Annotated in this window: 19 protein-coding genes and 1 tRNA gene; 14 read left to right on the forward strand and 6 right to left on the reverse strand. The window is 68.2% G+C overall.

Annotation, left to right across the window (positions count from 1 at the left end; genetic code table 11):
• Nucleotides 1–33: 33 nt before the first annotated feature.
• Genes FK219_RS04850 through FK219_RS04870 form a run of 5 tightly spaced genes read left to right on the forward strand, consistent with a single transcriptional unit; the run spans nucleotide 34 to nucleotide 7,649 of the window.
• Nucleotides 34–1,425, forward strand: a complete 1,392-nt coding sequence (locus tag FK219_RS04850; protein ID WP_152582268.1) for an amidohydrolase family protein — start codon at nucleotides 34–36, stop codon at nucleotides 1,423–1,425.
• 5 nt (nucleotides 1,426–1,430) lie between these two features.
• Nucleotides 1,431–2,504 (forward strand): ABC transporter permease, encoded by a 1,074-nt coding sequence (locus tag FK219_RS04855; protein WP_152582269.1) that lies wholly within the window; start codon nucleotides 1,431–1,433, stop codon nucleotides 2,502–2,504.
• A 2-nt stretch (nucleotides 2,505–2,506) separates the two neighbouring features.
• Nucleotides 2,507–3,700: a substrate-binding domain-containing protein gene (locus FK219_RS04860; protein ID WP_235923770.1), complete on the forward strand. Its 1,194-nt coding sequence runs from the start codon at nucleotides 2,507–2,509 to the stop codon at nucleotides 3,698–3,700.
• 19 nt (nucleotides 3,701–3,719) lie between these two features.
• Nucleotides 3,720–6,212, forward strand: coding sequence for an ATP-binding cassette domain-containing protein (locus tag FK219_RS04865; RefSeq protein WP_165638057.1), 2,493 nt, complete (start codon nucleotides 3,720–3,722; stop codon nucleotides 6,210–6,212).
• A gap of 54 nt (nucleotides 6,213–6,266) precedes the next feature.
• Nucleotides 6,267–7,649 (forward strand): M24 family metallopeptidase, encoded by a 1,383-nt coding sequence (locus tag FK219_RS04870; protein ID WP_152582272.1) that lies wholly within the window; start codon nucleotides 6,267–6,269, stop codon nucleotides 7,647–7,649.
• Nucleotides 7,650–7,707: 58 nt separating this feature from the next.
• Here the strand turns inward: FK219_RS04870 and FK219_RS04875 are convergent, their stop codons facing one another.
• The gene (locus tag FK219_RS04875) at nucleotides 7,708–8,610 is read right to left on the reverse strand and encodes an NAD(P)-dependent oxidoreductase (RefSeq protein WP_152582273.1); all 903 of its coding nucleotides are present in this window, start codon (nucleotides 8,608–8,610) and stop codon (nucleotides 7,708–7,710) included.
• A 266-nt stretch (nucleotides 8,611–8,876) separates the two neighbouring features.
• Here FK219_RS04875 and FK219_RS04880 point away from each other — a divergent pair, with 266 nt between their 5' ends.
• Together FK219_RS04880 and FK219_RS04885 are read left to right on the forward strand one after the other, a co-directional pair.
• A complete protein-coding gene (locus FK219_RS04880; protein WP_152582274.1) occupies nucleotides 8,877–9,614 on the forward strand; it encodes a helix-turn-helix domain-containing protein in 738 nt (245 codons plus the stop codon).
• 90 nt (nucleotides 9,615–9,704) lie between these two features.
• Nucleotides 9,705–10,409, forward strand: coding sequence for a helix-turn-helix domain-containing protein (locus FK219_RS04885; RefSeq protein WP_152582275.1), 705 nt, complete (start codon nucleotides 9,705–9,707; stop codon nucleotides 10,407–10,409).
• Between the two features lie 32 nt (nucleotides 10,410–10,441).
• On the opposite strand, the gene FK219_RS04890 is transcribed toward FK219_RS04885, so the two are convergent.
• Genes FK219_RS04890 through FK219_RS04900 form a run of 3 tightly spaced genes read right to left on the reverse strand, consistent with a single transcriptional unit; the run spans nucleotide 10,442 to nucleotide 13,076 of the window.
• The gene (locus tag FK219_RS04890) at nucleotides 10,442–11,818 is read right to left on the reverse strand and encodes an NADP-dependent succinic semialdehyde dehydrogenase (RefSeq protein WP_152582276.1); all 1,377 of its coding nucleotides are present in this window, start codon (nucleotides 11,816–11,818) and stop codon (nucleotides 10,442–10,444) included.
• The gene (locus FK219_RS04895; protein WP_328821604.1) at nucleotides 11,803–12,579 is read right to left on the reverse strand and encodes a GntR family transcriptional regulator; all 777 of its coding nucleotides are present in this window, start codon (nucleotides 12,577–12,579) and stop codon (nucleotides 11,803–11,805) included. The genes FK219_RS04890 and FK219_RS04895 overlap by 16 nt, the downstream gene beginning before the upstream one ends.
• Nucleotides 12,576–13,076, reverse strand: coding sequence for a VOC family protein (locus tag FK219_RS04900; protein ID WP_235923768.1), 501 nt, complete (start codon nucleotides 13,074–13,076; stop codon nucleotides 12,576–12,578). Before FK219_RS04900 ends, FK219_RS04895 begins: the two co-directional genes overlap by 4 nt.
• A 195-nt stretch (nucleotides 13,077–13,271) precedes the next feature.
• On the opposite strand from FK219_RS04900, the gene FK219_RS04905 reads away from it, so the two are divergent.
• The gene (locus FK219_RS04905; protein WP_152582278.1) at nucleotides 13,272–15,461 is read left to right on the forward strand and encodes an alpha-ketoacid dehydrogenase subunit alpha/beta; all 2,190 of its coding nucleotides are present in this window, start codon (nucleotides 13,272–13,274) and stop codon (nucleotides 15,459–15,461) included.
• Nucleotides 15,461–16,846, forward strand: coding sequence for a dihydrolipoamide acetyltransferase family protein (locus FK219_RS04910; RefSeq protein ID WP_152582279.1), 1,386 nt, complete (start codon nucleotides 15,461–15,463; stop codon nucleotides 16,844–16,846). The genes FK219_RS04905 and FK219_RS04910 overlap by 1 nt, the downstream gene beginning before the upstream one ends.
• A gap of 52 nt (nucleotides 16,847–16,898) precedes the next feature.
• On the opposite strand, the gene FK219_RS04915 is transcribed toward FK219_RS04910, so the two are convergent.
• Together FK219_RS04915 and FK219_RS04920 are read right to left on the reverse strand one after the other, a co-directional pair.
• Nucleotides 16,899–18,212 (reverse strand): DUF4032 domain-containing protein, encoded by a 1,314-nt coding sequence (locus tag FK219_RS04915; RefSeq protein ID WP_152582280.1) that lies wholly within the window; start codon nucleotides 18,210–18,212, stop codon nucleotides 16,899–16,901.
• 138 nt (nucleotides 18,213–18,350) lie between these two features.
• On the reverse strand, nucleotides 18,351–19,451 hold the full coding sequence (locus FK219_RS04920) for an ABC transporter ATP-binding protein (protein WP_152582281.1): 1,101 nt from the start codon (nucleotides 19,449–19,451) through the stop codon (nucleotides 18,351–18,353).
• A gap of 221 nt (nucleotides 19,452–19,672) precedes the next feature.
• On the opposite strand from FK219_RS04920, the gene FK219_RS04925 reads away from it, so the two are divergent.
• The 5 genes from FK219_RS04925 (at nucleotide 19,673) to dacB (ending at nucleotide 24,544) form a co-directional block, all read left to right on the forward strand.
• On the forward strand, nucleotides 19,673–20,599 hold the full coding sequence (locus tag FK219_RS04925; RefSeq protein WP_165638058.1) for a DsbA family protein: 927 nt from the start codon (nucleotides 19,673–19,675) through the stop codon (nucleotides 20,597–20,599).
• A gap of 48 nt (nucleotides 20,600–20,647) precedes the next feature.
• Nucleotides 20,648–20,723: transfer RNA gene (locus FK219_RS04930), tRNA-Thr, on the forward strand.
• Nucleotides 20,724–21,089: 366 nt separating this feature from the next.
• Nucleotides 21,090–22,025: a hypothetical protein gene (locus FK219_RS04935; RefSeq protein ID WP_152582283.1), complete on the forward strand. Its 936-nt coding sequence runs from the start codon at nucleotides 21,090–21,092 to the stop codon at nucleotides 22,023–22,025.
• 64 nt (nucleotides 22,026–22,089) lie between these two features.
• Nucleotides 22,090–23,067 carry a Gfo/Idh/MocA family protein gene (locus tag FK219_RS04940; RefSeq protein ID WP_152582284.1) on the forward strand — a complete coding sequence of 326 codons (978 nt, stop codon included), beginning with the start codon at nucleotides 22,090–22,092 and terminating at the stop codon, nucleotides 23,065–23,067.
• 43 nt (nucleotides 23,068–23,110) lie between these two features.
• Nucleotides 23,111–24,544 carry a D-alanyl-D-alanine carboxypeptidase/D-alanyl-D-alanine endopeptidase gene (dacB, locus tag FK219_RS04945; RefSeq protein WP_152582285.1) on the forward strand — a complete coding sequence of 478 codons (1,434 nt, stop codon included), beginning with the start codon at nucleotides 23,111–23,113 and terminating at the stop codon, nucleotides 24,542–24,544.
• Nucleotides 24,545–24,566 lie beyond the last annotated feature (22 nt).

Raw genomic sequence — 24,566 nt, forward strand, 5'->3', positions numbered from 1 at the left:
GACGCGTCGCCCGATGAAGGAGTCAATGACGACATGAGCACGCGAACCCTGCTGCGTGGCGGCACCGTAATCACCTCGGCCCGGGCCGGAGAGGTCCTGACCGACACCGACGTCCTCATCGGGGTCGATGGGAACATTGAAGCGATCGGCAAAGACCTCGCCGCGGGTGACGCGGCCGTCATCGACGTACACGGCCGCATCGTTCACCCCGGTTTCGTCGACACCCACCGCCACACCTGGCAGTCGGTTGTGCGACACGTCGCCTCGGACTGGTCGCTCACGGAGTACCTTGCAGGTCTGCACACCGGCCTGAGCAAGTACTTCCGCCCTGAGGACACGTACACCGGCAACTATCTCGGTGCCCTCGAGGCGCTGGACAGCGGCATCACCACGCTCGTGGACTGGTCCCACAACCTCGCCACACCCGCCCACGCAGATGCCGCAGTGCAGGCGCTAAAGGACACCGGCATGCGCGCCGTCTTCGCGCACGGTGGGGGGTCGAAGCAGTGGGGTGCTCCGTTGCCCTCCCCTCACAATCACCCGGCGGATGACGCGCGGCGTGTGCGGGACGAGCACTTCGCGAGCGATGACGGTCTTGTGACGATGGCGCTCGCTCTGCGCGGCCCGCAGTTCACGACCCCCGAAGTCAACGAACACGACTTCCGGCTGGCCCAGGATCTCGACCTGCGCGTCACGGTGCACGTCGGCGACGGCTACTGGGGCAAATCCGGTCCGATTCGACAGCTCAAGCGCGACGGCCTGCTCTCCAACCGCATCACGTACGTGCACTGCTGCACTCTCGGCGACGACGAGCTGGCCATGATCGCCGATTCCGGTGGCACAGCGTCCGTCTCCCCCGATGTGGAGATGCAGATGGGCCACGGCTTTCCCGCGACCGGGCGTCTGCTGAAGGCCGGCATCCGCCCGACCTTCTCCATTGACGTCTGCAGCTCCAACGGCGGCGACATGTACGGCACGATGCGCACTGCCATCGGCATGCAGCGTGCTCTAGACAACGCACCGAGCGTCGAGACCGGTGAAGTGCTCGAGCGCATCGGACTGAGCGTGACCGATGTAATGCGATTCGCGACCATTGACGGCGCTCACGCGGCAGGACTGGATGACCGTACGGGATCGCTCGAGGTAGGCAAGGCTGCTGATCTCGTCGTTCTCGATGGTCGTTCGCTTGCGCTCACGCCGATGAACAACCCCATCGGCGCCGTCGTCTACTCCGCTCACCCCGGCCTCGTGCGCGACGTCTTCGTGCAGGGGACGCAGGTCAAGAAGGATGGTGTTCTGGTGGGTGTCGACATCGACGCTCTGCGTGCGCGTGCACAGGAATCGCGCGACTACATCGTGGGTGAGATGCCCGAGGCGAAGCTCGACGGCACCTGGCACCCCGACCTCGCGACTCAGCAGGGCTGACGTCCATGTCCGAGATGGCCACGGAGAATGTGGCGCAACGGCCAGCGATCCGTGATCGGGATGGTGCTCTGAAGACAGTTCTGTCGTGGCCCGGATCCCGGTCGTTGATCGCCGTTGTCGCACTCTTCGCGATCAGCCCCCTGATTGCGCCGGGCAGTCTGAGTTCACCCGCGCTTCTGTCGATGCTGCCGTTCGCCGCACTCATCGCCATCGTCGCGGTGGGGCAGACGTTGGTCATCCAGCAGGGCGGTCTCGATCTCTCCATACCGGGCGCGGTCACCCTGGGTGCGTTGATCGTTGCGCGCTTCGGCGGCGACGACGCGTGGGGTCTTCAGACGGCGATCGTTGTCGCGATCGTGGCGACCTCGTTGTTCGGGCTTCTCAGCGGACTTGTGATCGCGTACTTCGGACTTCCTCCGCTCGTGGTCACCATCGCCACCAACGCCCTCATTCTCGGTGCGGTCCAGGCGATTTCCGGTGGGTTCGGCTCGCAGACCACCCCGACACTGAGCGGCTTCGCGCTGAGCCGGCTGTGGGGCATCCCTGCCCTGGCCATCGTCGCGATCATCATCGTGCTCACCGTTCACGTGCTGCTGAAGGGAACGCGACTCGGTCGACGGTTTGAGTTGGTCGGGGAGAACCCTCGCAGTGCTGCGAACATCGGCATCTCGACGCGTGGCTACATCGTGTCGGCCTACTGGCTGGCGGCCGCGCTCGCGGCGGCTGGTGGAGTGTTGCTCGCCGGACTGTTGAGAACGCCGACCCTCACGGCCGGCAACGAGTACCTGCTGCCGAGCATTGCTGCCGTGGTCCTGGGAGGTACCGCTCTCACGGGTGGTCGCGGCAGCGTCGTGGGCACGGCTCTGGGAGCACTCTTCCTGGCCCAGCTCGCCCAACTCGTCCAAGTCTTCACGCAGGCCACTGCCGTGCAGAACATCGTCCAGGCGCTCATCATCGGCGTCGGGATCGTCGCCCAGCTGCAACTGGGTGGCAACGCCGGACGGCTGAAAGGACTTCTCCGGCGATCCAGCACCACCCCCAACCCCAGCACCACCAACTCAACGAGGAGCACAACGTGAGCATGACAATGACGTCCAAGCGGACAGCGTTCGGGGCAGTATCTGCCGCGGCTGTCTCCGCCCTGATTCTGGCCGGCTGCACGTCGACCAACGTCAGCGAGGGAAGCGATGGCGGAGAGGGAGACGAGCGGAGCAACCTCACCGCCGACATCGCCTCGGGTACCTTCGGAACGACTGACCAGTTCGGCTCGATCGAGGACTTCTGCCCTGAGGGCGCGGAGGAGATGACTCTCGGCGTCGTCGACGGCGGTGGTCTCAACAGCTGGTCGAAGACCGTTCTCGCTGAGATCGAGAGCGAGGCCGCACGATGCGACGCGATCACGAGTGTCGAGTATGTGGCGGGCCGGTTCGACCTGGAGGCGACTACCAGCGGCATCACCAGCCTGGCAGCGAAGGGCACTGACATCATCCTGGTGGTTCCCACTGCCGGGCCCGGCGAGGCGCACCTGCCCGCGATGCGTCAGGCAGTCTCGGCCGGTTCGTACGTGGTCGCGATCGCTTCCGACCCGCAGGGCGCCGCTGGCACCGACTTCCTTGACTACGCTGACTGGTCGACCGAATTCGTGGGCGAGTCGTGGGGCGGATGGGCCGTTGACGTACTCGGTGATGAGGGCGGCAACGTCGTCTTCCTCGGCGGCCCCGCGGGCAACCTTGTGTCGACTCAGCAGTTCACTGGCGTCCAGACGGCGCTCTCGTCAGCGCCCCAGGTGACCCTCTTGAACGACGAGCCGATCGCCACCAACTGGGACCCTGCAGAGGCTCAGCAGGTGATGGCCGGCCTGCTGGGACAGGGCGAGCAGATCGACGCGATCATCATCGATTACGGTGCGGTCGCTGCCGGCGTCATTCGTGCCTACGAGGCGGCGGGCATTTCGGTTCCGCCGATCGCTACGACTGACGACAACTCGCTGAGCTGCGGGTTCGAGACGCTCAAGGCTGACAACCCGACGTACGAGCTCGCGACCGTGTCGTCGCGCACCTGGGTGGGTCGCATCGGTCTGCGCAAGGCCGTCGCCGCATTCCAGGGTCTGTCGAACTCGGAGGCCTCGTTCATCGAGCTGCCGATCTTCGAGGACTCGGCCGGCATCGTCGACGGTGCACTCGCGCCGAACGAGGCCTGCCTGCCCGACTCGCCGCCGGACGCCACGCCGTCGACTCTGCTGACCGCAGACGAGATCGCCGCCCTGTTCAGCTAGTCACGAAAGAACGATGATCATGGACGCCCCCCTCATTCTCTCCGGCATCACCAAGGTGTATCCGGGTGTGCGCGCGCTCGACGACGTGTCGGTTACGGTCACCCGTGGCCGAGTGCACGCCATCCTCGGTGAGAACGGGGCCGGGAAGTCCACGCTCGTCGGAATCGCTGCTGGGTCGGTCGTGCCGGATTCCGGCACGATCGGCCTGGCCGGCGAAGAGTTGCCTCGAGTGAACACTCGGGACGCTCGAGAGCGCGGTCTTGCAATCGTGTACCAGACTCCCGCGCTCGCTCCCTCTCTTTCGGTCGTGGATGCCGTTCTGCTTCTCTTGCCCGAGTCGAAGCGCCCCCCGCGCACCAAGGCGGTGACCTGGCTGACGGACCACTTTCGCGAGCTCGGCTTGAGGATCGATCCGGGCGCCTTGATATCGCATCTTTCGCTCCGAGACGCGCATCTCGTCGAGATCGCGGCTGCGCTTGCCAGTGATCCGGGGGTTCTCGTTCTCGATGAGCCGACGGAAGCTCTTGGACCGGAGGAGACGCGCTGGCTCTTCGAGCGCATCGAAGCACTCCTCGCCGCCGGAACCGCAATCGTCTACATCACGCATCGCATTCCTGAAGTTGTGGAGATCGGCGACGATCTGACGGTGCTCCGTGACGGCAAGGTGGTCGGTCGTGGACTGGTCGCCGACTATGACGAGGAGCAGATCGTCGAGCTCATCGTCGGCAGAACTCTGGAGACGACTTTCCCCGACAAGCGCATCGATGACGGAACGACGGACGCAGTCGTTGCCGTCACCGATCTGAGTGGCCTCGGCTTCTCATCCGTCTCCTTCGATGCCCTGCCCGGTGAGATCCTGGGTCTTGCCGGCGTCGAGGGCAATGGTCAGCGCGATGTGTTGCGGGCGCTCGGCGGGCACCGACACACCGCGGGAACCGTATCCCTCGCCGGAAAGCAGGTCTCGTTGCGCTCACCGCGCAGCGCGAAGACTGCGGGTGTTGTCTATCTGCCGGGCGACCGCCTTGGTGAGGCGATGTTCGGAACCATGACGATTCGTGAGAACGTCGTCGCTCCCTCGTTGCGGGAGGCGATGCCGTTCGGCGTCATCAATCGGGCGCAGGAATATCGGCTCACTCGCCAGGCCGTTGAGGGTCTCGCGGTGAAGACCCCCACGCTTGAGGCGCCCATCACCTCTCTCTCGGGCGGGAGTCAGCAGAAGGTGCTGCTCGCTCGTGCACGTCTGGGCAACCCACGAGTGCTCCTGGTCGAGGATCCCACTCAGGGCGTCGACGCTGGGGCTCGCGTCGAGATCTACGCCTTCCTTCGCGCGATGGCCGCGGCCGGAACAACCGTGATCGTCCTGTCGACAGACGCGGTTGAGCTCGAGGGTCTTTGTGATCGTGTGGTCGTGTTCTCACGCGGTCGCGTGCAGACGGTGCTCAATGGTGATGACGTGACCGAGCGCGCCATCACCGGCACGGCGGTGCTCTCCACAGACACGTCAGAGTCCACCACGATCACGGCCCAGAGCGGCCGCCGACGCCGGAGCCCGCTGGGCCCGGGTGGTACTCAGGCCGCTGTTCTGCTCGCCTTGGCACTGGTTCTCAGTCTGTCGACGACCGTAGTCTCGTCAGCATTCCTGAACCCTTTGAGCGTCAGTCAGCTCCTTGCGGCGACCTCGGTCATCATCCTGGTCGGGCTCGCGCAGCTCGTCGTCGTGATGACGGGTGGAATCGACCTCAGCATCGGGTCAGTGGTGGCTCTTGCCACCGTCGTCATCTCCTACTTCGGGCAAGGTGGGCCGGGGGTGTTCGCCCTGGGCGTCGCCCTCGCCCTGCTCGCAGGTGCTGCGGTGGGCGTCGTGAACGGGCTGCTCGTCACGCGGCTCAATCTGCCGCCGGTCATCGCCACTCTGGTCACCTCCATCGCGGTCGTCGGCGTCGCACAGGTTCTGCGACCCGCTCCCGGGGGGTCTGCGACCGGCGACATCATGGCAGCCGTGGGTACGGCACTTGCCGGCGTTCCGGTTGTGCTCATGGTCGCGGTGCTCATCGCAGTCGGTCTCTGGTTCGTGATCGAGCGCACCACCATTGGTCGCGGACTCCGCGCTGCGGGATCGGATCCGGTCAAGGCGAACCGGATGGGCGTGGACGTCGACCGCATGCGGTTCCTTGCCGCTGTGCTGGCTGGCGTTCTCTCCGCCGTTGCCGGTCTGCTCCTCTACACGCGCACCGGAATCGGGGATGCCAATACCGGGCAGGCACTCACCCTGACCTCGGTGACGGCGATCGTGATCGCGGGAGCGAGCATCTTCGGAGGGTCAGGTTCCGCGATTGCGGTGGCTGCTGCCGGCTTGCTGCTGCAGACGATCACGAGTGCGTTGAGCTTTTTGTCCCTCGGTCTTTCGTGGCAGTACTGGTTGCTGGGCGTCTTCGTGATTCTCGCTGCCCTCATCCCGATCATCGTGGCCTGGCGGCGCCGAGCGCGCGAAGCCATCCCTCGAGGCTCCTAGCCCGCGTCCGCAACCGTTCCCCACACATCATCACTGACCAAGAAGGCGACCACCATGAAGAGCACCGGCACCACCGGCATGAACGCTGTCGACTGGGAGGCACGGGTCGATTTCGACCGACTCCGCACCGATCGGCTCCTGCGTCTGAAGGCCCAGCTAGACGCGTCAGACGTCGGTGCCCTGCTTGCGTTCGACTTCTCCAACATCCGCTACATGTCGGCGACGCACATCGGCACGTGGGCTATGGACAAGCTCATCCGATTCGCCCTCATCACGCGCAAGACCGATCCCATCGTGTGGGACTTCGGGTCGGCTGCAAAGCACCACTCGCTCTACAACCCGTGGCTTGACCACACACATTCGGAAGCCGACGCCGACCCTCACGCACCGCACCATGGGGCGACGCGCCCAAGGCTTGAGTCGGGCTCGCGGGCGGGCATCTCTACTCTGCGGGGCGCGTTCCCGCCTGATGCCGGAATCGCCGAGGAAGTGGCCCGCAAGATCAAGCGCGAGCTGGAGAAGTTCGGGCTCGCCAACGAACCGCTCGGTGTCGACGTGATCGAATTGCCCATTCTGTTCGCGCTGCAGAAGGAGGGCATCCAGGTCGTTGACGGCCAGCAGGTATTCATGGAGGCGCGCCGCATCAAGACCGGTGACGAGATTCGGTTGCTCACGCAGGCCGCATCGATGGTGGACGCCGCGTACGAGAACTTGTACGAGTTCTTGCGACCGGGGGTGCGCGAGAACGAGACTGTCGGCCTCGTGGCGAAGACTCTCTACGACCTGGGGTCGGAGTACGTCGAGGGAGTCAACGCGATCTCGGGCGAACGCTGCTCTCCGCACCCCCACGTGTTCAGTGACCGACTGATTCGACCGGGTGACCCGGCGTTCTTCGACATCCTGCACAGTTACAACGGCTACCGCACCTGCTACTACCGCACGTTTGCGGTGGGTTCCGCGAGTCAGGCTCAGAAGGATGCGTACACCAGAGCCCGCGAGTACATGGACCGCGCGATTGCTCTCGTTCGACCTGGTGCGACGACCGCCGACGTGGTCGCCGTGTGGCCGAAGGCTGAGGAGTTCGGCTTCCCTGACGAGGAGGCAGCGTTTGCCCTGCAGTACGGCCACGGTGTCGGCCTGTCGATCTGGGAGAAGCCGATCTTTTCGCGTCTGACGTCGTTCGATCACCCCGAGGTTCTCGAAGAGGGCATGGTGTTCGCCCTGGAGACCTATTGGCCGGCGGCGGATGGCTGGGGTGCTGCCCGCATCGAGGAAGAGGTCGTCGTCACCAATGACGGGTGCGAGGTCATCACGAAGTTCCCGGCCGAGGAGTTGCTGGTGGCAGGCAAGCGCTACTACTCAGTGGGCGGCGAACTGTCGACCCTGCGCGATTCGCAGTCCCACATGAATACAGTCGACGGCCGCGGGGGGCGTTAGACCGACACAGTCTCGAGGGGCGGCGGGATGAATTCGGGTCTTCCGCCGCCCTTCGATCTCACGGGGTCGTCAGCCCGCTGCGGCGACGGGTGATCTCAGCCACGGCCGACCAGTCGAGTTCGCTCAGCGCGGGGTCGGAAACAGCCGCCTCGAACAGTTCGTGCAGCACGGGGGCGAGCGGCAGCGTGACACCGCGCTCGGCCGCGGCCGACTCGGCGAGACCCAGATCTTTCAGCCCCAGCGACATCGCGAAACCGACGGGCTCGTAGCGCTGGGCGGCGATGAGCGGCCCGTAGCCCTTATGCGCGGCCCCGCTGAACGCCGTGTGCGTGAGGATCCGCACGAACTCCTCAGAGTCGATGCCGGCGGATTCGACCAACGAGACCGATTCCGCGATCGACTGCAGCGCACTGATGAGGCTGTAGTTGACGGCGATCTTCACGATGGCGGCCATGGCGACGTCGTCGCCGAGGTTCCAGGTTTGCTGGCCGAGCGCCTCAAGCGACGCCTGTGCTGCGGCGACAGCATCCGGATCGCCAGAGGCGACGACGAGCAGGCCGCCCGAGGTGACGATCGTGGAGCGGCCGAGCACGGGGGCCTGCACGTATCCGACACCGTGGCGCGCATGCCGGTCGGCCAGTTCGCGGGCCGCCGCCGGGCTGATGGTTGCATGGTTCACATGCACGCGACCCGCCGGGACGCTCGCGAGAAGCTCATCGTCGAAGACCGCGAGCAGCGCCGCGTCATCGGCGAGCATCGAGTGCACCACGGTGACGGACTCGAAGGCGGCGGTAGGGGAGTCGCACGCCGTGACGCTGACATGGGAGGCCAGCTCGTGCGCGGCCGCTGGGCTGCGGTTCCACACGGTGACCGCGAACCCCTGGTCGGCGAGGCGCGTCGCCATTCCTGCGCCCATGGCGCCGAGGCCAAGAAAGGCGATCGGGTGCGTCGCGGCGGTCATGCGGCACGCTCGGTGCGAGGGTGCGTGCGGTCATCGTCGGGATCCACGGTGATCCTCCTCTGTCGGACGGTCAGTCGTTCAGTAAGAGTGTACAATAGTGATGGTCCACGGCGGGCGTGATCTCTCCCGGGGATCCGCTGAATCTGGGGATGGCGCCGCGAGCGCGCCGAGTATTTCGACTATGCTCAGCAACTAGTCAACGTTCACCCCCACTGTCGACCTGGTGGATCCTCAGCACTCGGCGACCGATTTCGAAAGGTGCGACCATGCAGTTCGATGTCGGCGCGGAGCTGCGGCGGGTTCGCGAGTCGCGCAAACTCAGCCTGCGCGCGGTTGCCTCGGCCGTCGGAGTGTCCGCGAGTCTGCTCTCGCAGGTGGAGACGGGCAAGACTCAGCCCTCGGTCAGCACCCTGTATGCCCTGGTCAACTATCTGGGCATCTCGCTGGACGGTCTCATGGGGCATCAGCGCACCGACTCGGCCCCGCTAGGTCTGGGTGACTCCACGGGATCCGCCGTGCGGCACGAGGGTCGCACCAGCGACTCCGTCGTGCAGCGACGCGAAGACAACCCGGTCATCGAGATGGAGAACGGCGTCACGTGGGAGCGCCTGGCGGTCGGGGACTCCTCTGTCGCCGACCCGCTCATCGTGACCTACGCGCCGGCCGGCTCGTCCTCCGTCGAGGGCAAGATGATGCGCCACGCCGCGCTCGAGTACGGTGTGCTGCTCGAAGGGCGTCTCACCCTGCGCATCGACTTCGAGACCTACGAGCTCGCTCCGGGCGACTCGTTCTGCTTCGATGCGAACCGCCCGCACCTGTATACGAATCAGACGGATGCGCCCGCTCGCGGCATCTGGTTCGTGATCGGGCGGCGCGAGATGGCCTATCAGACGCTCGCCGATCTCGGGCACGGCGACGAGGACGAGGGTGCGCGCTCCATCACCTCGGCCGTCGACGTGCTGCGGGAGATGAAGGCGATGCGCCCGGACGCTCGAGGCGACTGAAGGTCGAGCGCGCCGCACGAATGTTCTCCTGGAGTGCACATAGCCCGTCACCCGAATACACTGGGTATGCACACGCAGTGAGAGGACGGCATGAGCCAGGGCGATAACGACACCGAGTGGGCCGTCGTCGGTGAGCGCATCCGACTGGCTCGCGAGAGCATCGGGATGAGCGTCCGCGAGCTCTCGCGCCGAGTGCAGGTCTCGGCCAGCCACGTCTCCCAGGTCGAGCGCGGCCTCGCCTCCTTCAGCGTGCGCGCCCTCTACAACGTCGTGAGCGAGCTGGGCATCTCCATGGACAGCCTCTTCGAGGAGACTCCCGCTCCCGGCGAGGAGCCGGCCGAGCTGCCGGCGGACGACGTCGTCGCGACCTCTCCCGACACCTCGCTCGAGGAGGCCGGGATCGTGCTGCGGTCCACCGACCGACCGACGATCAGCATGAGCTCCGGCCCCCGCTGGGAGCGACTCACGGCGAAGCCCGAGACGAAGGCCGAGTTCATCGAGGTCATCTACGCTCCGGCGCCCGGGGCCGAACCTCCCGCAGACTTCATCCGCCACGACGGCCGCGAGTACGGCATCATCGTGCGCGGTCGACTCAACGTGCAGGTCGGCTTCGGGCGCTCGGTGCTCGAAGTGGGGGATTCGATCGCGTTCGACTCGAGCATCCCGCATCGATTCTGGAACAGCGAGGAGGCTGAGGTGCAGGCGGTCTGGTTCGTGCTCGACCGGCTCGACGACGGCACGCAGGAGGACTTCCCCTCCGCCGCCGGCACGGCGACGCACCTCCACGGCTTCTAGCCCCGGCAGGCGCGCCGGGCGCCGTCCCTCCGTCAGGCCTTCCAGACCGTCTTGAGGTTGCAGAACTCGCGGATGCCCGCCGCCGCGAGCTCGCGCCCGAAGCCCGAGTCCTTGATGCCGCCGAACGGCAGCTCCGGGTACGAGATCGTCATGCCGTTGATGAAGACAGCACCCGCGTCGAGAGCGGACTGGAAGTACTCCTGCTCCTGCGCGTCCTCCGTCCACGCCGACGAGCTCAGGCCGAACGTCGTCTGGTTGGCGATCTCGACGGCGTGCTCGGCGCTCTCGGCGCGGTACACGGTCGCGACCGGGCCGAACGCCTCCTCCATAACGAGACGCGCCCCCTCCGGCAGGTCAGCGAGCACGGTCGGCGCGTAGAACCAGCCGTCGCCCTCGGGAGCCGAGCCACCCGTGAGGAGCGTGGCGCCCTTCTCGACCGCGTCGTCGACGAGCTCGGCGAGCTCATCGCGACCGCTGCGCGTCGCGAGCGGGCCCACCTGAACCGACTCGTCCATCGGGTCGCCGACCGTGAGGGCGGCCATCGCGTCGGTGAAGCCCGAGACGAAGGCGTCATAGACGTCGCTGTGGATGATGAAGCGCTTGCCGGCGATGCAGGACTGCCCGTTGTTGTTGATGCGGGCGGTCACCGCCGTGGAGACGGCCTTGTCGAGATCGGCCGACGGCATGACGATGAACGGGTCGGAGCCTCCCAGCTCGAGAACGGCCTTCTTGACCTGGCCGCCGGCGCGCGCGCCCACCGAGCGGCCGGCGGGCTCGGACCCCGTGAGCGTGACCGCCGTGATGCGGGGGTCGTCGATGACGGCGTCCACGGCGGATGCGCCGATCAGCAGGGTCGTGAACGACCCTTCGGGGAAGCCTCCGCGCGTGAAGAGCGTGTCGAGGTACAGCGCCGACTCGGGCACGTTCGAGGCGTGCTTGAGCACGCCCGAGTTGCCCGCCATGAGGGCCGGCGCCGCGAAGCGGATGACCTGCCACAGCGGGTAGTTCCACGGCATGACGGCGAGCACGGCGCCGAGCGGCTCGTATCGTGCCCAGGCGGCGCTCGCCCCGACGCTCGACGGGTCGTCGAGCGGCTCGTCGGCGAGGAACTCCTCGGCACGGTCGGCGTAGAAGCGCATGTTCTTCACGCACTTGTGCGCCTCGGCGCGCGACTGGGCGATGGGCTTGCCCATCTCGCGCGTGATCATGACCGCGACGTCCTCAGCCTCTGACTCGAGCACGTCGGCGGCGGCGCGCATCCACGCGGCGCGCTGCGCGTAGGTCTCGCCGCGCAGCGCCTGTGCAGCGGCGTGGGCCGCTGCGACCCGCCGCTCGATCTCGTCGGCGTCGTGCGGCTCGAGGGTGCGCTCCGTCGCGCCGGTGGTCGGGTTGATCACTGCGATGGCCATGATGGCCCCTTCTGTCGTGGTGTCGTCTGTCGTGGTGTCGTGGGTCGGTCTGTCGTGGTGTCGGCGAAGAGCTGCGGGTGCGCGGCGAGGCGACGGCGCGTGCGACGGATGTGCCCCTCGAGGATCCTCTCGGCACTGTCGACATCAGCCTCGCGCAGTGCCGTCACGAGCATGTGGTGCTCGTCGTGGACGATGCGCTGGCTGTGGGCGTCGATCATGAGCGTGTACGCGCGCCGGTAGGGCTGGGTGGAGTTCCACAGCCGCTCCACGAGGTCGCTCAGCACGAGGGTGCGGGCGCCCGCGTACATCGCCAGGTGGAACGCGCGGTCGAGGCGCAGGAACTCCTCGACATCGTCGGTGGCGACCATCGCCTCGGCGAGGGAGTCGAGCTCATCGAGCGTCTCGTCGGTGATGCTGCCGGCGGCGAGCCGGAGGAGGAGCGGCTCCACGCGCTCGCGGGTCTGGTAGACCTCCTCGCACTCGGCGAGAGTGAGCTGCGAGACCCAGGCGCCGGCGTTGGCGACGAGCGTGATGAGGCCGTCCGCCTCGAGAACTTTGAGGGCCTCGCGCACGGGAACGCGACTCGCCCCGAACCGCTCGGCGATCTCCTCCTGACGCAGTCGGGAGCCGGGCGGGTACTCGCCGGCGACGATCGCCTCCCGCAGCCCGCGGGCGACGCGCAGGCTCGCATTGCCGTCGCGCGTCTGCGGGGTCGGGATGCTCGTGGTCGGCACGAGGGGTGCAGCGGTCGATTCGCTCACGCCGACGGGTCCTTCGGGTTCCACAGCAGCACGGGCGCATCCCGCTCGTACGCCTTGCCGTTCGGGTAGCTCACGAGTTCGAGCTGCATGCCCCACGGGCTGAGGAAGTACACCCACCGCTGCCCCTCGCTCGCGTTCTTGCTGTCGGTCGGTTCGCCGAGGATGCGCACACCGTGGTCGCGCAAGTGCTGCAGGCCCGCCTCGAAGTCGTCGACGTAGAAGGCCAGGTGGTGGCCGCCGATGTCGCTGTTGCGGGGCTGAGGCAGCTGGCCGTCGGCGGCGTCGTACTGGAAGATCTCGAAGTTGGAGCCGTGGCCGCAGCGGTAGAAGCGCAGCTCGGGGATGGTCGTGCGGGGGTGGACGTTCAGGTTCGTCGCCATCCAGTCGTCGTCGCGCACGTAGGGGCCGAGCGAGTAGACGCGCTCGCACCCGATCACGTTCACGAAGAAGTCGTCGGCCTCCTCGAGGTCGGGAACGGTGAAGCCGATGTGCTCCATGCCCCGGAGTCCCGGTAGTCCCCGCATCGTCGTCCCTTCCTCGCGCACGCTCGTCGTGGATGCAATATACCCGCATGGGTGGCGTCCTGACCAGGATAGTGCGCGAAAAATCTTGTGATTGGATGCAATCCCGTCTACTGTGGCAACACCGACCGCCGCAGTTCGGCGGGTACACGCTTCGACGAAGGAACGGCCATGCCGAGACAACGACGTTTGGAATCGACCGCACCGTGGGTCGAGCTGTCGACGACAGCGGCCGACTGGAAGAACGCCGACCCCGCCCTGCTCGCGACCATGCTCGGGCAGCTGCACCTCATCCGCGCCTTCGAGGAGCGCGTGCTCGAGCTCGCCGGGGAGGGCCTCGTGCACGGCCCCGCCCACTCGAGCATCGGGCAGGAGGGCGGCGCGGTCGGCTCGATCGTGGGTCTGCGCACGACCGACGCGGTCAACGGATCGCATCGCGGCCACCACCAGTTCCTCGCCAAGGCGATCACGCACGTGAGCCAGGGCAAGCTCGATCTCACGAGCCTCGTCGACGACACCCTCCAGGGCGTGCTGCAGCGCACACTCGCCGAGATCCTCGGTCTCGCGCAGGGCTTCTGCGCCGGTCGCGGAGGCTCGATGCACTTGCAGTGGTTCGAGGCCGGCGCGCTCGGCACGAACGCGATCGTGGGCGGCGGCGCGCCCATGGCGACGGGCAACGCCTACGCGCAGAAGCACTCGGGCACGACCGATCTGACGATCAACTACTTCGGCGACGGTGCGGCGCAGATCGGCTCGGTGCTCGAGTCGATGAACCTCGCCGCGGCGTGGAAGCTCCCAGTGTGCTTCTTCGTCGAGAACAACCTCTACGCCGTCGCGACCCGCATCGAGGAGAGCGTCGCGGATACGCGGCTCTCCGTGCGCGGCCAGGGCTTCGGCATCCCGTCCTGGCGCGTCGACGGCATGGATCCGCTCGCCGTGCACCTCGCGATGGAGCAGGCCGCCGAGGTCATGCGCAGCGGGGGCGGCCCCGCGGTCGTCGAGGCCGAGGTCTACCGCTTCTTCCACCAGAACGGGCCGTACCCGGGCAGCGCCTTCGGCTACCGCACGAAGGAGGAGGAGGCCGAGTGGAAGAAGCGCGATCCGCTCGACCGCGTCGCGCGCGAGATGATCAAGCTCGGCCTCATCGATGAGGCGGGCGTGCAGCAGGTGCGCGACCAGGCGATCGCGGCGATGGATGCGGCCACCGACAATCTGCTCGAGGCCGACCCCGACAGCCAGGGCAAGCGGCGCATCCGCCCCGAGCTCTGGCCCGACCCCGACTTCGTCGACGTGGGCGTGCGGGGGGACGCGAGCGAGCTTGCGGAGCTGCGCGCGGTCGAGCCGCTCACCGACACGCGCGAGCGCGAGTCGATGAAGTTCGTCGACGCTGTCGCGGGCGTCATGGAGCGCCGCATGGGGGAGGACGAGCGCATCCTTGTTCTCGGCGAGGACGTGCATCGCCTCAAGGGCGGCACGAACGGCGCCACGAAGGGCCTCGCCACCGCCTTCCCCGAGCGAACCCTCGGCACGCCGATCAGCGAGAACGCTTTCGCGGGTCTCGGCGGTGGACTCGCCCTCGACGGCCGCTTCGTGCCCGTCATCGAGTTCATGTACCCGGACTTCCTTTGGGTCGCCGCCGACCAGGTCTTCAACCAGATCGGCAAGGCCCGGCACATGTTCGGCGGTCAGAACCCCGTTCCTCTCGTGCTGCGCACGAAGGTCGCGATGGGCTCGGGCTACGGCTCGCAGCACCTCATGGACCCGGCGGGCATCTTCGCGACGAGTGCCGGCTGGCGCATCGTCGCCCCCTCGACCGCGGCCGACTACGTCGGCCTCATGAACGCGGCTCTCGCGCTCGGCGACCCGGTGCTCGTGATCGAGCACGTGGACCTGTACGGCGAGAAGGACGAGATCATCGCGGGCGACCTCGACTACATCATCCCGCCCGGCAACGCCGCGGTGCGCCGGGAGGGCAAGGACGTCACGGTCATCAGCTACCTCTCGATGGTCAAGCACAGCCTGGAAGCGATCGAGCAGACGGGCGTGGATGCTGAGCTCATCGACCTGCGCTGGCTCGACCGTGCCTCCCTCGACTGGGAGACGATCGAGACGAGCGTCAAGAAGACCAACGCCGTGCTCATCGTCGAGCAGGGAGCGGTCGGCACGTCGTACGGCGGCTGGCTCGCCGACGAGATTCAGAGGCGCCTGTTCGACTGGCTCGACCAGCCCGTGCAGCGCGTGACGGGCGCCGAGTCGTCGCCCTCGATCTCGCGAGTACTCGAGCGCGCCGCGATCGCGCGCACGGAGGAGGTCGTCGCCGGTCTCGAGACCGTACGCCGCCACGCGGGAGGGGCAGCCTGATGTCGACGACCATCCGCATGCCGGAGGTGCTGGCGAACGTCACCGAGGCGGCCGTGCAGAAGTGGCTCGTCGCCGCGGGTGACGAGATCGCGGTCGGTCAGCCCTTCGCCGAGATCGAGACCGAGAAGGCCGTCGTCGAGTACACGGCCGAGACGGCCGGCACGGTGCTCGAGCTACTCGTCGCCGAGGGCGACTCGATCGATGTCGGTGCGCCCATCGCCGTCGTCGGGCAGGCCGGCGAGTCGGCCGAGCCCGAGCCCGCGGCTCCCGACGCGGAACCCGCCGCCGAGACCCCGGCCGTGTCCCCCTCCGCTACCGACCCCGAGTCGGCGGCCCCCGTCGCGGAGGCCGCCGTGCAGTCCCCGTCATCCCCGGCCCCCGCATCGGCTCCCGCTGCCGCCCCGTCCGCATCTGCGGCGGATGCGCCCAGCGCCAGCAGCACCCCCGCTGCGCCCGCGACCGACGAGCCCACGGCGGGTCGGCGGTTCATCAGCCCTCTCGTGCGCCGTCTCGCGCGCGAGCACGGGCTCTCCCTCGACGAGGTGCAGGGCTCCGGCCCCGACGGTCGCATCGTGCGCCGCGACATCGAGGCGCTGCTCACCGATGCTCCCAGCGCATCGGCTCCCGCCCCAGCCTCACCGGCCAGCGCGCCGCCCGCGAGCGCCCCCGCGCAGACGTCGCCGCCTGCTGCGACGGCGCCGGGTGCCGAGCCTGAGCTCGTGCCGCACAGCCGCATGCGCAAGACGATCGCGCGTCGGCTCACCGAGAGCAAGAACCAGGTGCCGCACTTCTATCTCACGGCCGACTGCCGCGTGGATGCGCTGCTCGCGATGCGCGCCGAGATCAACGCAGCGGGCACCGTGAAGGTGAGCGTCAACGACCTCGTCGTCAAGGCGGTCGCGGGAGCCTTCCGCGACGTGCCCGAGGCGAATCGCACGTGGAGCGATGACGGCATGCTGCAGCACGGTTCCGTCGACATCGGCATCGCGGTCTCGCTCGACGACGGTCTCGTCGTGCCCATCGTTCGCGGCGTCGAGGGGCTGAGCGTCTCGGCGCTCGGTGCGCAGATCGCCGACCTCGCCGAGCGCGGGCGCGGCGGCAAGCTGCGCCCCGACGAGATGGAGGGCGGCAGCTTCGCCGTCTCGAACCTCGGCATGTTCGGCACGCAGTCGTTCAGCGCCATCATCAACCCGCCCCAAGCGGGCATCCTCGCCGTCGGTGCCGCCCGCCAGATGCCCGTCGTCGTCGACGGTGCTCTCGAGGTCGGCTCGGTCATGTCGGTCACGCTGTCGGCCGACCACCGGGCGTGGGATGGCGCGCTCGCCGCGCGCTGGCTCGCCGCCTTCGTCTCCCGCATCGAGCACCCGCTCACGATCCTGGCGTGATCGCTCACCGCGGCCGAGGGGGGCTACGAGGCAGGTTCCCCTCGGCGGCGGCTCACACCTTGTCTCGCCAGGAGCCGCCGACCACGTCGTCGTCGCTCAGCGGAATGGCCGCGGTGTCGAGCGCGGGCATCGAGATCGTCTCGGTCACCGGTGCGATCACGGTCGCTTCGTCGCGACGATGGCGCAGCACGGTGTCGATGTAGGAGCTGAGCGCTTCGGCGAGCGGGATGGCGCGCGACTCGTTCTGCGAGAGGTACCAGCGGTGCTCGAGGAGCTGGTGGAAGACCTCGGGCGCCTCGAGCTTGCCGCGCAGGTCCTTCGGTATGGCGCGCACGACGGGCTCGAAGACGCGCGCGAGCCACTCGTGCGCGACGACCTCATCGTCCACCTTCCTGCCCGGGTACGTGGAGGCGGTGTACGCGTCGAGGTCGTTGAGCAGTCGCCTGGCCTGGTTCTCTCCCGCGTCGATGCCGGTGAGTCGCAGCAGGCGCCTCGTGTGGTGGCCCGCATCCACGACCTTGGGCTGAATGCGCACTTGCGTGCTCGCGCCGTCCGTCGTGATCGCGAGCTCCTCGATGTCGAACCCGAGGTCGTTGAGCCGTTCGACCCGCTGGTTGATGCGCCAGCGCTCGGTCTTGTCGAAGGACTCCCAGCCGGTGAGCTCCTTCCACAGCGAGCGGTACGACTCGATGATGCCGTTGCTCGTCTCGATCGCGTCGATGCTCTCATCGAGTCGCCCACCGGCCTCCAGGTCGAGCAGCTCGCCCGCGATGTTGACGCGGGCGATCTCCAGGTCGTTCTCGCGCTGGCCGTTGGAGAGGCCCCCGGAGTAGAGCTGACCCGTCTCGGCATCGACGAGGTAGGCGGCGAAGGAGCCGGCGTCGCGCCGGAAGAGGGTGTTGGAGAGCGAGACGTCGCCCCAGAAGAAGCCGGCGATGTGGAGCCGTACGAGCAGCACGGCGAGAGCATCCACGAGACGCGTCGCGGTATCGGTGCGCAGGGTCTGCGAGTACAGGGCGCGATAGGGGAGGGAGAACCGCAGGTGCCGCGTGACGAGCACGGGCATGAGCGGCTCACCCTTCTCGTCCAGGCGCCCCGTGATGACGGCCACGGGCTCGACGCACGGGATGTCCATGCGCTGCAGCGTGCGCAGCACGTCGTACTCGCGCCGCGCCATCTCCTCCGTCGTCTCCTTGATCGCGACCACGTAGTCGCTCAGGTGCACGAAGCGCACGAGGTGGCGGGAGATGCCTTTGGGGAGAGTGGCGATCGCGTCGTCGGGCCAGACGTCGAGTGGCTCGTGCCAGGGCAGATCGAGCAACCCCGGGTCGGTGACCGCGGAGGTGATGCTGAGGGATGCGCTCACGGTGATGGGTCTCTCTCGTGGTGTCGTCGACGGGACTCGGGAGGCTCCGGTGGAGTGCCGTTCGTGTTTCGGAAAGAGCGAAGGGCGGGGGTGTCGTGAGACACCGCCCGCCCTCGGACTCTGCGCGAACCGTGCGGCCTAGTTGGCGCTGATCGGCTCCTTGTTCAGGCGCTTGCCCGACGCGGTGTCGAACACGTGCACGTGCTTCGGCTCCGGCGTGAGGAACACGGTCTCGCCGCTGTGCGGGTGCGAGCGGCCGTCGACGCGGGCGACGATGTCGACGCGCTGTCCTTCGACGTCGATGTGGCCGTAGAGGTAGCCGTCAGCGCCGAGTTCCTCGACGAGGTCGATCTCGACCGAGAGGCCCTCGCCCTTCGTGTTGATGATGAGGTCTTCGGGGCGGACGCCCACGGTGACGGTCTTCTCGCTCGTGGAGGAGAGCACATCGCGCGAGACGGGGGCGATCGCCGAGCCGAACTGAACACCGCCGTCGGCGACGGCAGCCGGGAAGAGGTTCATCGCGGGGGAGCCGATGAAGCCGGCGACGAAGACGTTGGTCGGCGTCTCGTAGAGGTCGCTGGGGCTTCCCACCTGCTGCAGCACGCCGTCCTTGAGCACGCAGATGCGGTCGCCCATCGTCAGGGCCTCCGTCTGGTCGTGCGTGACGTAGACGGTCGTGACGCCGAGGCGGCGCTGCAGCGACGCGATCTGGGTGCGGGTCTGCACGCGCAGCTTCGCATCGAGGTTCGAGAGCGGCTCGTCCATGAGGAACACCTGGGGCTGACGCACGATGGCACGGCCCATGGCGACGCGCTGGCGCTGGCCGCCCGAGAGCGCCTTCGGCTTGCGGTCGAGGTAGGGCTCGAGGTCGAGCAACTTCGCCGCCTCGAGCACGCGGTTGGCGCGCTCGTCCTTGTTGATGCCCGCGATCTTGAGCGCGAAGCCCATGTTCTCGGCCACCGTCATGTGCGGGTAGAGGGCGTAGTTCTGGAAGACCATCGCGATGTCGCGATCCTTCGGCGGAAGGTCGGTGACGTTGCGCTCGCCGATGAAGATGTTGCCGTCGTTGACCTCTTCGAGGCCGGCGAGCATGCGCAGGGAGGTGGACTTTCCGCAGCCGGAGGGTCCGACGAGAACGAGGAACTCGCCGTCGGCGATGTCGAGGTCGAGGGAGTCGACCGCGGGAGTCTCCGAGCCCGGGTAGAGCCGTGTTGCCTTGTCATAGGTGACGGTTGCCATTGTGAACTTTCTCCTTCACCGGCAGGTACGTGCCGGACGATCCGTAGTGAATGGATGATGCCCGCGGGCGGTGGAACGCCCTCGGTCACCAAGAATCAGTATGGCACGACCCTCGCGTGGGGGGTGAGGGCCCCCGACGGCGGGTACCATCGTGGGGGCGCCCGACGGCGCCGCCCAACGACGGACGGCGAAGAACGTCCCATCCCTGTGAGCGAGGTTGCATGAACGAGGCCCCACCTCCCGCGCACACCCCGACTCGGGGCGAGAGGCGCGCCGAGGCCCGCGAGAAGGCCCGCGTGCTGCGCGAATCGCAGCGCAAGAAGGAGAGGCGCACTCTCTGGATTGTGCAGGGCAGCATCGCCGTGGTCGTGGTCGCGATCATCGCGGTCGTCGCGCTCGTGCTCACCAACTCGGTGCGGCCGGAGGGCGACGGGCCCCTCAACATGGCGAGCGACGGCATCAAGATCGGCCAGAACTTCGAGGCCGTCGCGACGCCGTCTCGCCCTGCGGGGGCGAGGCCGATCCCCTCCGAGCCGAATCCCGCCGGCGTCGTGGAGATTCAGGTCTTCGTCGACTACCTCTGCCCTCGCTGCGCGGAATTCGACGCCGAGAACGGCGAGCTCATCCGCACCCTCATCGAGTCGGGCGCGGCCACCGTCGAGTACCACCCGCTCTCGACCTTGACCAACCTCTCCGCGGGCACCCGGTACTCCCTGCGATCGGCCAATGCGGCCGCGTGCGTCGCCAACTACGCGCCGAACCGCTACCTCGACTTCCACGAGGCGCTCTTCGTCAACCAGCCGGAGGAGGGCACACCCGGGCTCACGGATGAGGAGCTCGTCGAGCTGGCCGCGCGGGCCGGCGTGGACGCGAGCACCGTCACCCTCAACGCCGTCGAGCAGTGCGTGGACGACCTTCGCTTCCGCGACTGGGTGCAGGCCGCCACGGAGCGTGCCCTGGAGGGTCCGCTTCCCATCTCCGACACGAGTGTGGAGAGCATCTCGGGCACCCCCGCGGTGTTCGTCAACGGCGACCTCTTTGAATTCCGCTACCCCTTCGAGCAATCCGAGTTCTCGCAGTTCGTCCTCGAGGCAGCCGGGGCCGAGTTCGCGACCAACCCCACGCCGACCCCCACACCGAGCCCGTAGCGGTACGGCGGTAGTCTTCACTCGGCGTCGCTCCTCGCGAGCGCGCTCGCCGGCTTGGCGCAACTGGTAGCGCACCCGACTTGTAATCGGAAGGTTGCGGGTTCAAGTCCCGCAGCCGGCACCACTGTTCTCCACCCTCGCGCTCGGGGCCGCGCTGGAGTCGTTCTCAGCGTGGAGCGCCGCTCCACGCCCGCAGCCGGCACCACTGTTCTCCACCCTCGCGCTCGGGGCCGCGCTGGAGTCGTTCTCAGCGTGGAGCGCCGCTCCACGCCCGCAGCCGGCACCACTGTCTTCCACCCTCTTCGACCCCCTCCCTGTGCCTCGTTCGGGGGACGGTGGGCGCCGTGGACGCCCCCACTTCGCGGGTGATCTGTTCGTTTTGCGACGACACGCACTTGTCGGGAGGCGAAGGAGCGCCATACCGTGGCAGCAGCGGCCGGGGGGCCGTCTATCCACAGGTTCGAGCCATCCAGCTCGGGGGGAGCCTCACATGTTTCGATCCGTGATCGCGGGAAGCGCTCTCACGACGGTTCTTCTCGTCATCGTGCCGATTTTCGGGGGTACGAGCGGCGAGGCGGCCGGCGTCGCGAGCGGCTCCGCGGGAGCCGCGAGCAGTTCGCCCGTGATCTCCGGGATCGAGACACGCGGGTCGGCGGACGAGTCGAGCATCCGGATCATCGAGATGGTCGAACGCGCCACCGACGAGGCCGCCGACGACGATTCTCGCGACAGCGACACCGAGCACTCCGCGCAGAAGCCCGTCGCCGTCGACACCTCCTCCGGGTCGAGCGGGTCGAGCAGCGGCTCCTCCGGCAGCTCCGCAGCGGGCACCTCTTCCGGCGAGGGCTCGTCGTCCGGCGGTTCCTCGGGCGGGTCGGGCTCGAGCGAGCCTCCCGCGGCCCCGAAGCCACCGCCCGCGCCGGAGCCGCCCGCCTGCCCGGCAGCGATCGGCGGCTCCGCCGGCGGCGCGCCCGCCACGACCTCGGCCGGCGGCGTCGCGGGCACGACGTCCTCCGACCTGGCGTCGTTCGCGGCGCGGTACAACGAGATCCGGGTGGCGAACTGTCTGCCGCCGGTGCCGTTCGGCAATATTCGGTACGACTCGTGCATGGAGCAGCGTCTGTTCTGGATGGCGGAGGATCCCAGCACCGACCCGATGAGCGCGTGGGGTCACATCGGCTCGCAGCGCAGTGATGGTGTGCCCAGTGTGGGTTGCGATGGGAACCTTGCGGGCGGGTCGGGCAACACGGGGTCGACCGTGGCGCAGAAGTGGTGGGATTCCAGTGGTCACCGGGCGTCGCTGTACAAGCCGGGTAGCACGGGCAGCATGGCGGGTACGTGCATCCTGTTCGCGATGACGCACGGTGGGGTGCCGAACGAGCCGTACAGCTTCACGCGCGCCGCTGCACGCTGGGTCAACTGCTAGCGCCACCTCCAGTAGGCTGGCTACTCGCGGCCGGTGCCGATGCCGATCGCGAGAGAGGTCTGACATGGCTCCGGGACTGCGCTGGGGAATTCTTGCGACGGGTGGCATCGCCCGCGCCTTCACGTCCGACCTGACGGCGAGCGGCTTCACGGTCACCGCCGCCGGCTCGCGATCGCAGTCATCGGCCGACGACTTCGCGGCACGATTCGACATTCCGCACGCGCACGGCAGCTACGAGGCGCTCGTCAGGGATGACACCGTGGACGCGGTCTACGTCGCCACACCGCACCCGATGCACCACGAATGCGCTCTCCTCGCCATCGAGGCGGGAAAGCACGTGCTCGTCGAGAAGTCCTTCACGGTCAACGCCGCTCAGGCGCGCGAGCTCGCCGACCGCGCTGCGGAGCGCGGTGTCGTCATCATGGAGGCGATGTGGACGCGCTTCCTGCCGCACATGGTGCGCATTCATGAGATTCTGGATGCGGGAGCGCTCGGCGACGTTCGCACCGTGCTCGCCGATCACTCGCAGTCCATCTCGACCGACCCGAAGCACCGGCTGCAGAACCCCGACCTGGGGGGCGGAGCGCTGCTCGACCTCGGCATCTACCCGGTGTCGCTCGCGGTCGACATCCTGGGCCTCCCCACGTCGATCGCGGCCGCCGCCACCATGACCCCGACGGGCGTGGACCGTCAGACCGCGATGCAGTTCGTGCACGAGGACGGCCGTCAGGCCGTGCTGCACTCGGTGCTCGACACCAAGGGCCCCAACCGAGCCTCGATCCTGGGAACCGAGGGGTGGATCGACATCGATCCGGTCTGGTACACGGCGACCTCGTTCACCCACTACGGCGCCGACGGCTCCATCGTCGAGCGCTTCGAGCACCCCCTGAGCACGCGGGGCATGGAGTTCCAGGCCTGGGAGCTCGAGCGGCGCGCGGCCGGGCAGGCCCCCGCCTCGCTGCCGATCGAGGAGTCCGTCGCCATCATGGGCGTCCTCGACGAGATTCGCGCGCAGATCGGGCTGCGGTATCCGGGAGAGTGACGCGGCCCCTCAGGGGCTGCATCCCGAGGGGTACCATGACCGCATGACGGAGCCGGATGCCACACCGGGCCGCCGACACCCCCGCGCCCTCGTGGCCACCGCCCTCACGGTCGCGTTCGTCGTCCTCGGCACGGGCTCCCTCTTCGCGGGCGTCGCGGTGGGCTCTGCCGAGCCGGTGGCCGTGCCGACCCCCACACCGACCCCGACAGCCACGCCCGAGCCCGACCCTCGACCGGTACCCGACGAGCTCGTGGCCGCGCAGGGCATCCGCTCCTGCTCGATCGACGCCCTCGCCCGCGACGGCCGCTTGCGCGAGCTCTCCGGGTCGGTCGTCAACGCCGATACCGGCGAGATCCTGTTCGACCGCGCCGCCGACCGTCCCGTGCGGACGGCGAGCGTGCTCAAAGTGCTCACGGCAGCAGCCGCCCTCGCGACGCTCGGCCCCGACCACCGGTTGACCACACGAGTCGTCGACGGCGTCGAGCCGGGCACGGTCGCCCTGGTCGGCGGTGGCGATGCGACCCTCAGCAGGCTCCCCCCGGGGCAGGAGAGCTTCTACCGTGGAGCGCCGAAGCTTGCCGACCTCGCTGCGCAGACGGTCGCCGCCTACGCCGCCGCGCATCCCGATGCCCCGGCGATTCGCGAGGTCGTCCTCGACGCGACCTACTGGGACCCCGCCGACAAGTGGGACCCCTCCTGGGCGCGCAGCGAGCAGACGATCGGATACCAGTCCGAGGTGACCGCGCTGCAGGTCGACGCCGATCGCGCGAACCCCGTCGCGGGCACGAGCCCCCGCTCGACCGACCCGGTCGCCCGTGCGGGGCAGGCCTTCGCGCAGGCGCTCGCCGTCGCGGGCAACGCCGGAGGCACGCCGATCACGAGCCTCGGCTCGGCGCCCGACACCGACACGCTCGGTGTGGTGCGCTCGCAGCCGGTGAGCACGCTCATCCCTCAGATGCTCCTCACGAGCGACAACGCTCTCGGCGAGATGCTCGCGCGCGTCGTCTCGAAGAACCTGGGGCTCGACGGCTCGGCGGCATCCCTCACCTCGGCCTACCGCATCGCGCTGGACGAGTACGGAGTGCCGGTCACCGGCCTGACGATCCGCGACGGCTCGGGCCTCAGCCATCTCAACGCTGTGCCCCCCTCGTACGTGACGCGTCTCATGGTGCGCATCGCCGACGGTGAGGGCTCTCTGAGCCACATCGCGCAGGGGCTGCCGGTCGCCGGCCAGTTCGGGTCCCTCTCGAGCCGCTTCACCGGCGCGAACGCGATCGCGCGGGGCGCGGTCGCCGCGAAGACCGGCTGGATCGACACGTCGTACTCCCTCGCCGGTATCGTGACCGCTCAGGACGGCACGCGCCTGACCTTCGGGTTCTTCGCCGTCGGCGAGGGCATTCAGGGCAACGCTCGGGCCGCCCTCGACACGGTGACCACGGGTGTGTACACCTGCGGCAACACCCTCTCCACCACCTGACCGACCGATTCGACTTGGAGGC

Origin of the sequence: Microcella pacifica, assembly GCF_009371975.2 — a bacterium.
GTDB lineage: Bacteria > Actinomycetota > Actinomycetes > Actinomycetales > Microbacteriaceae > Microcella > Microcella pacifica.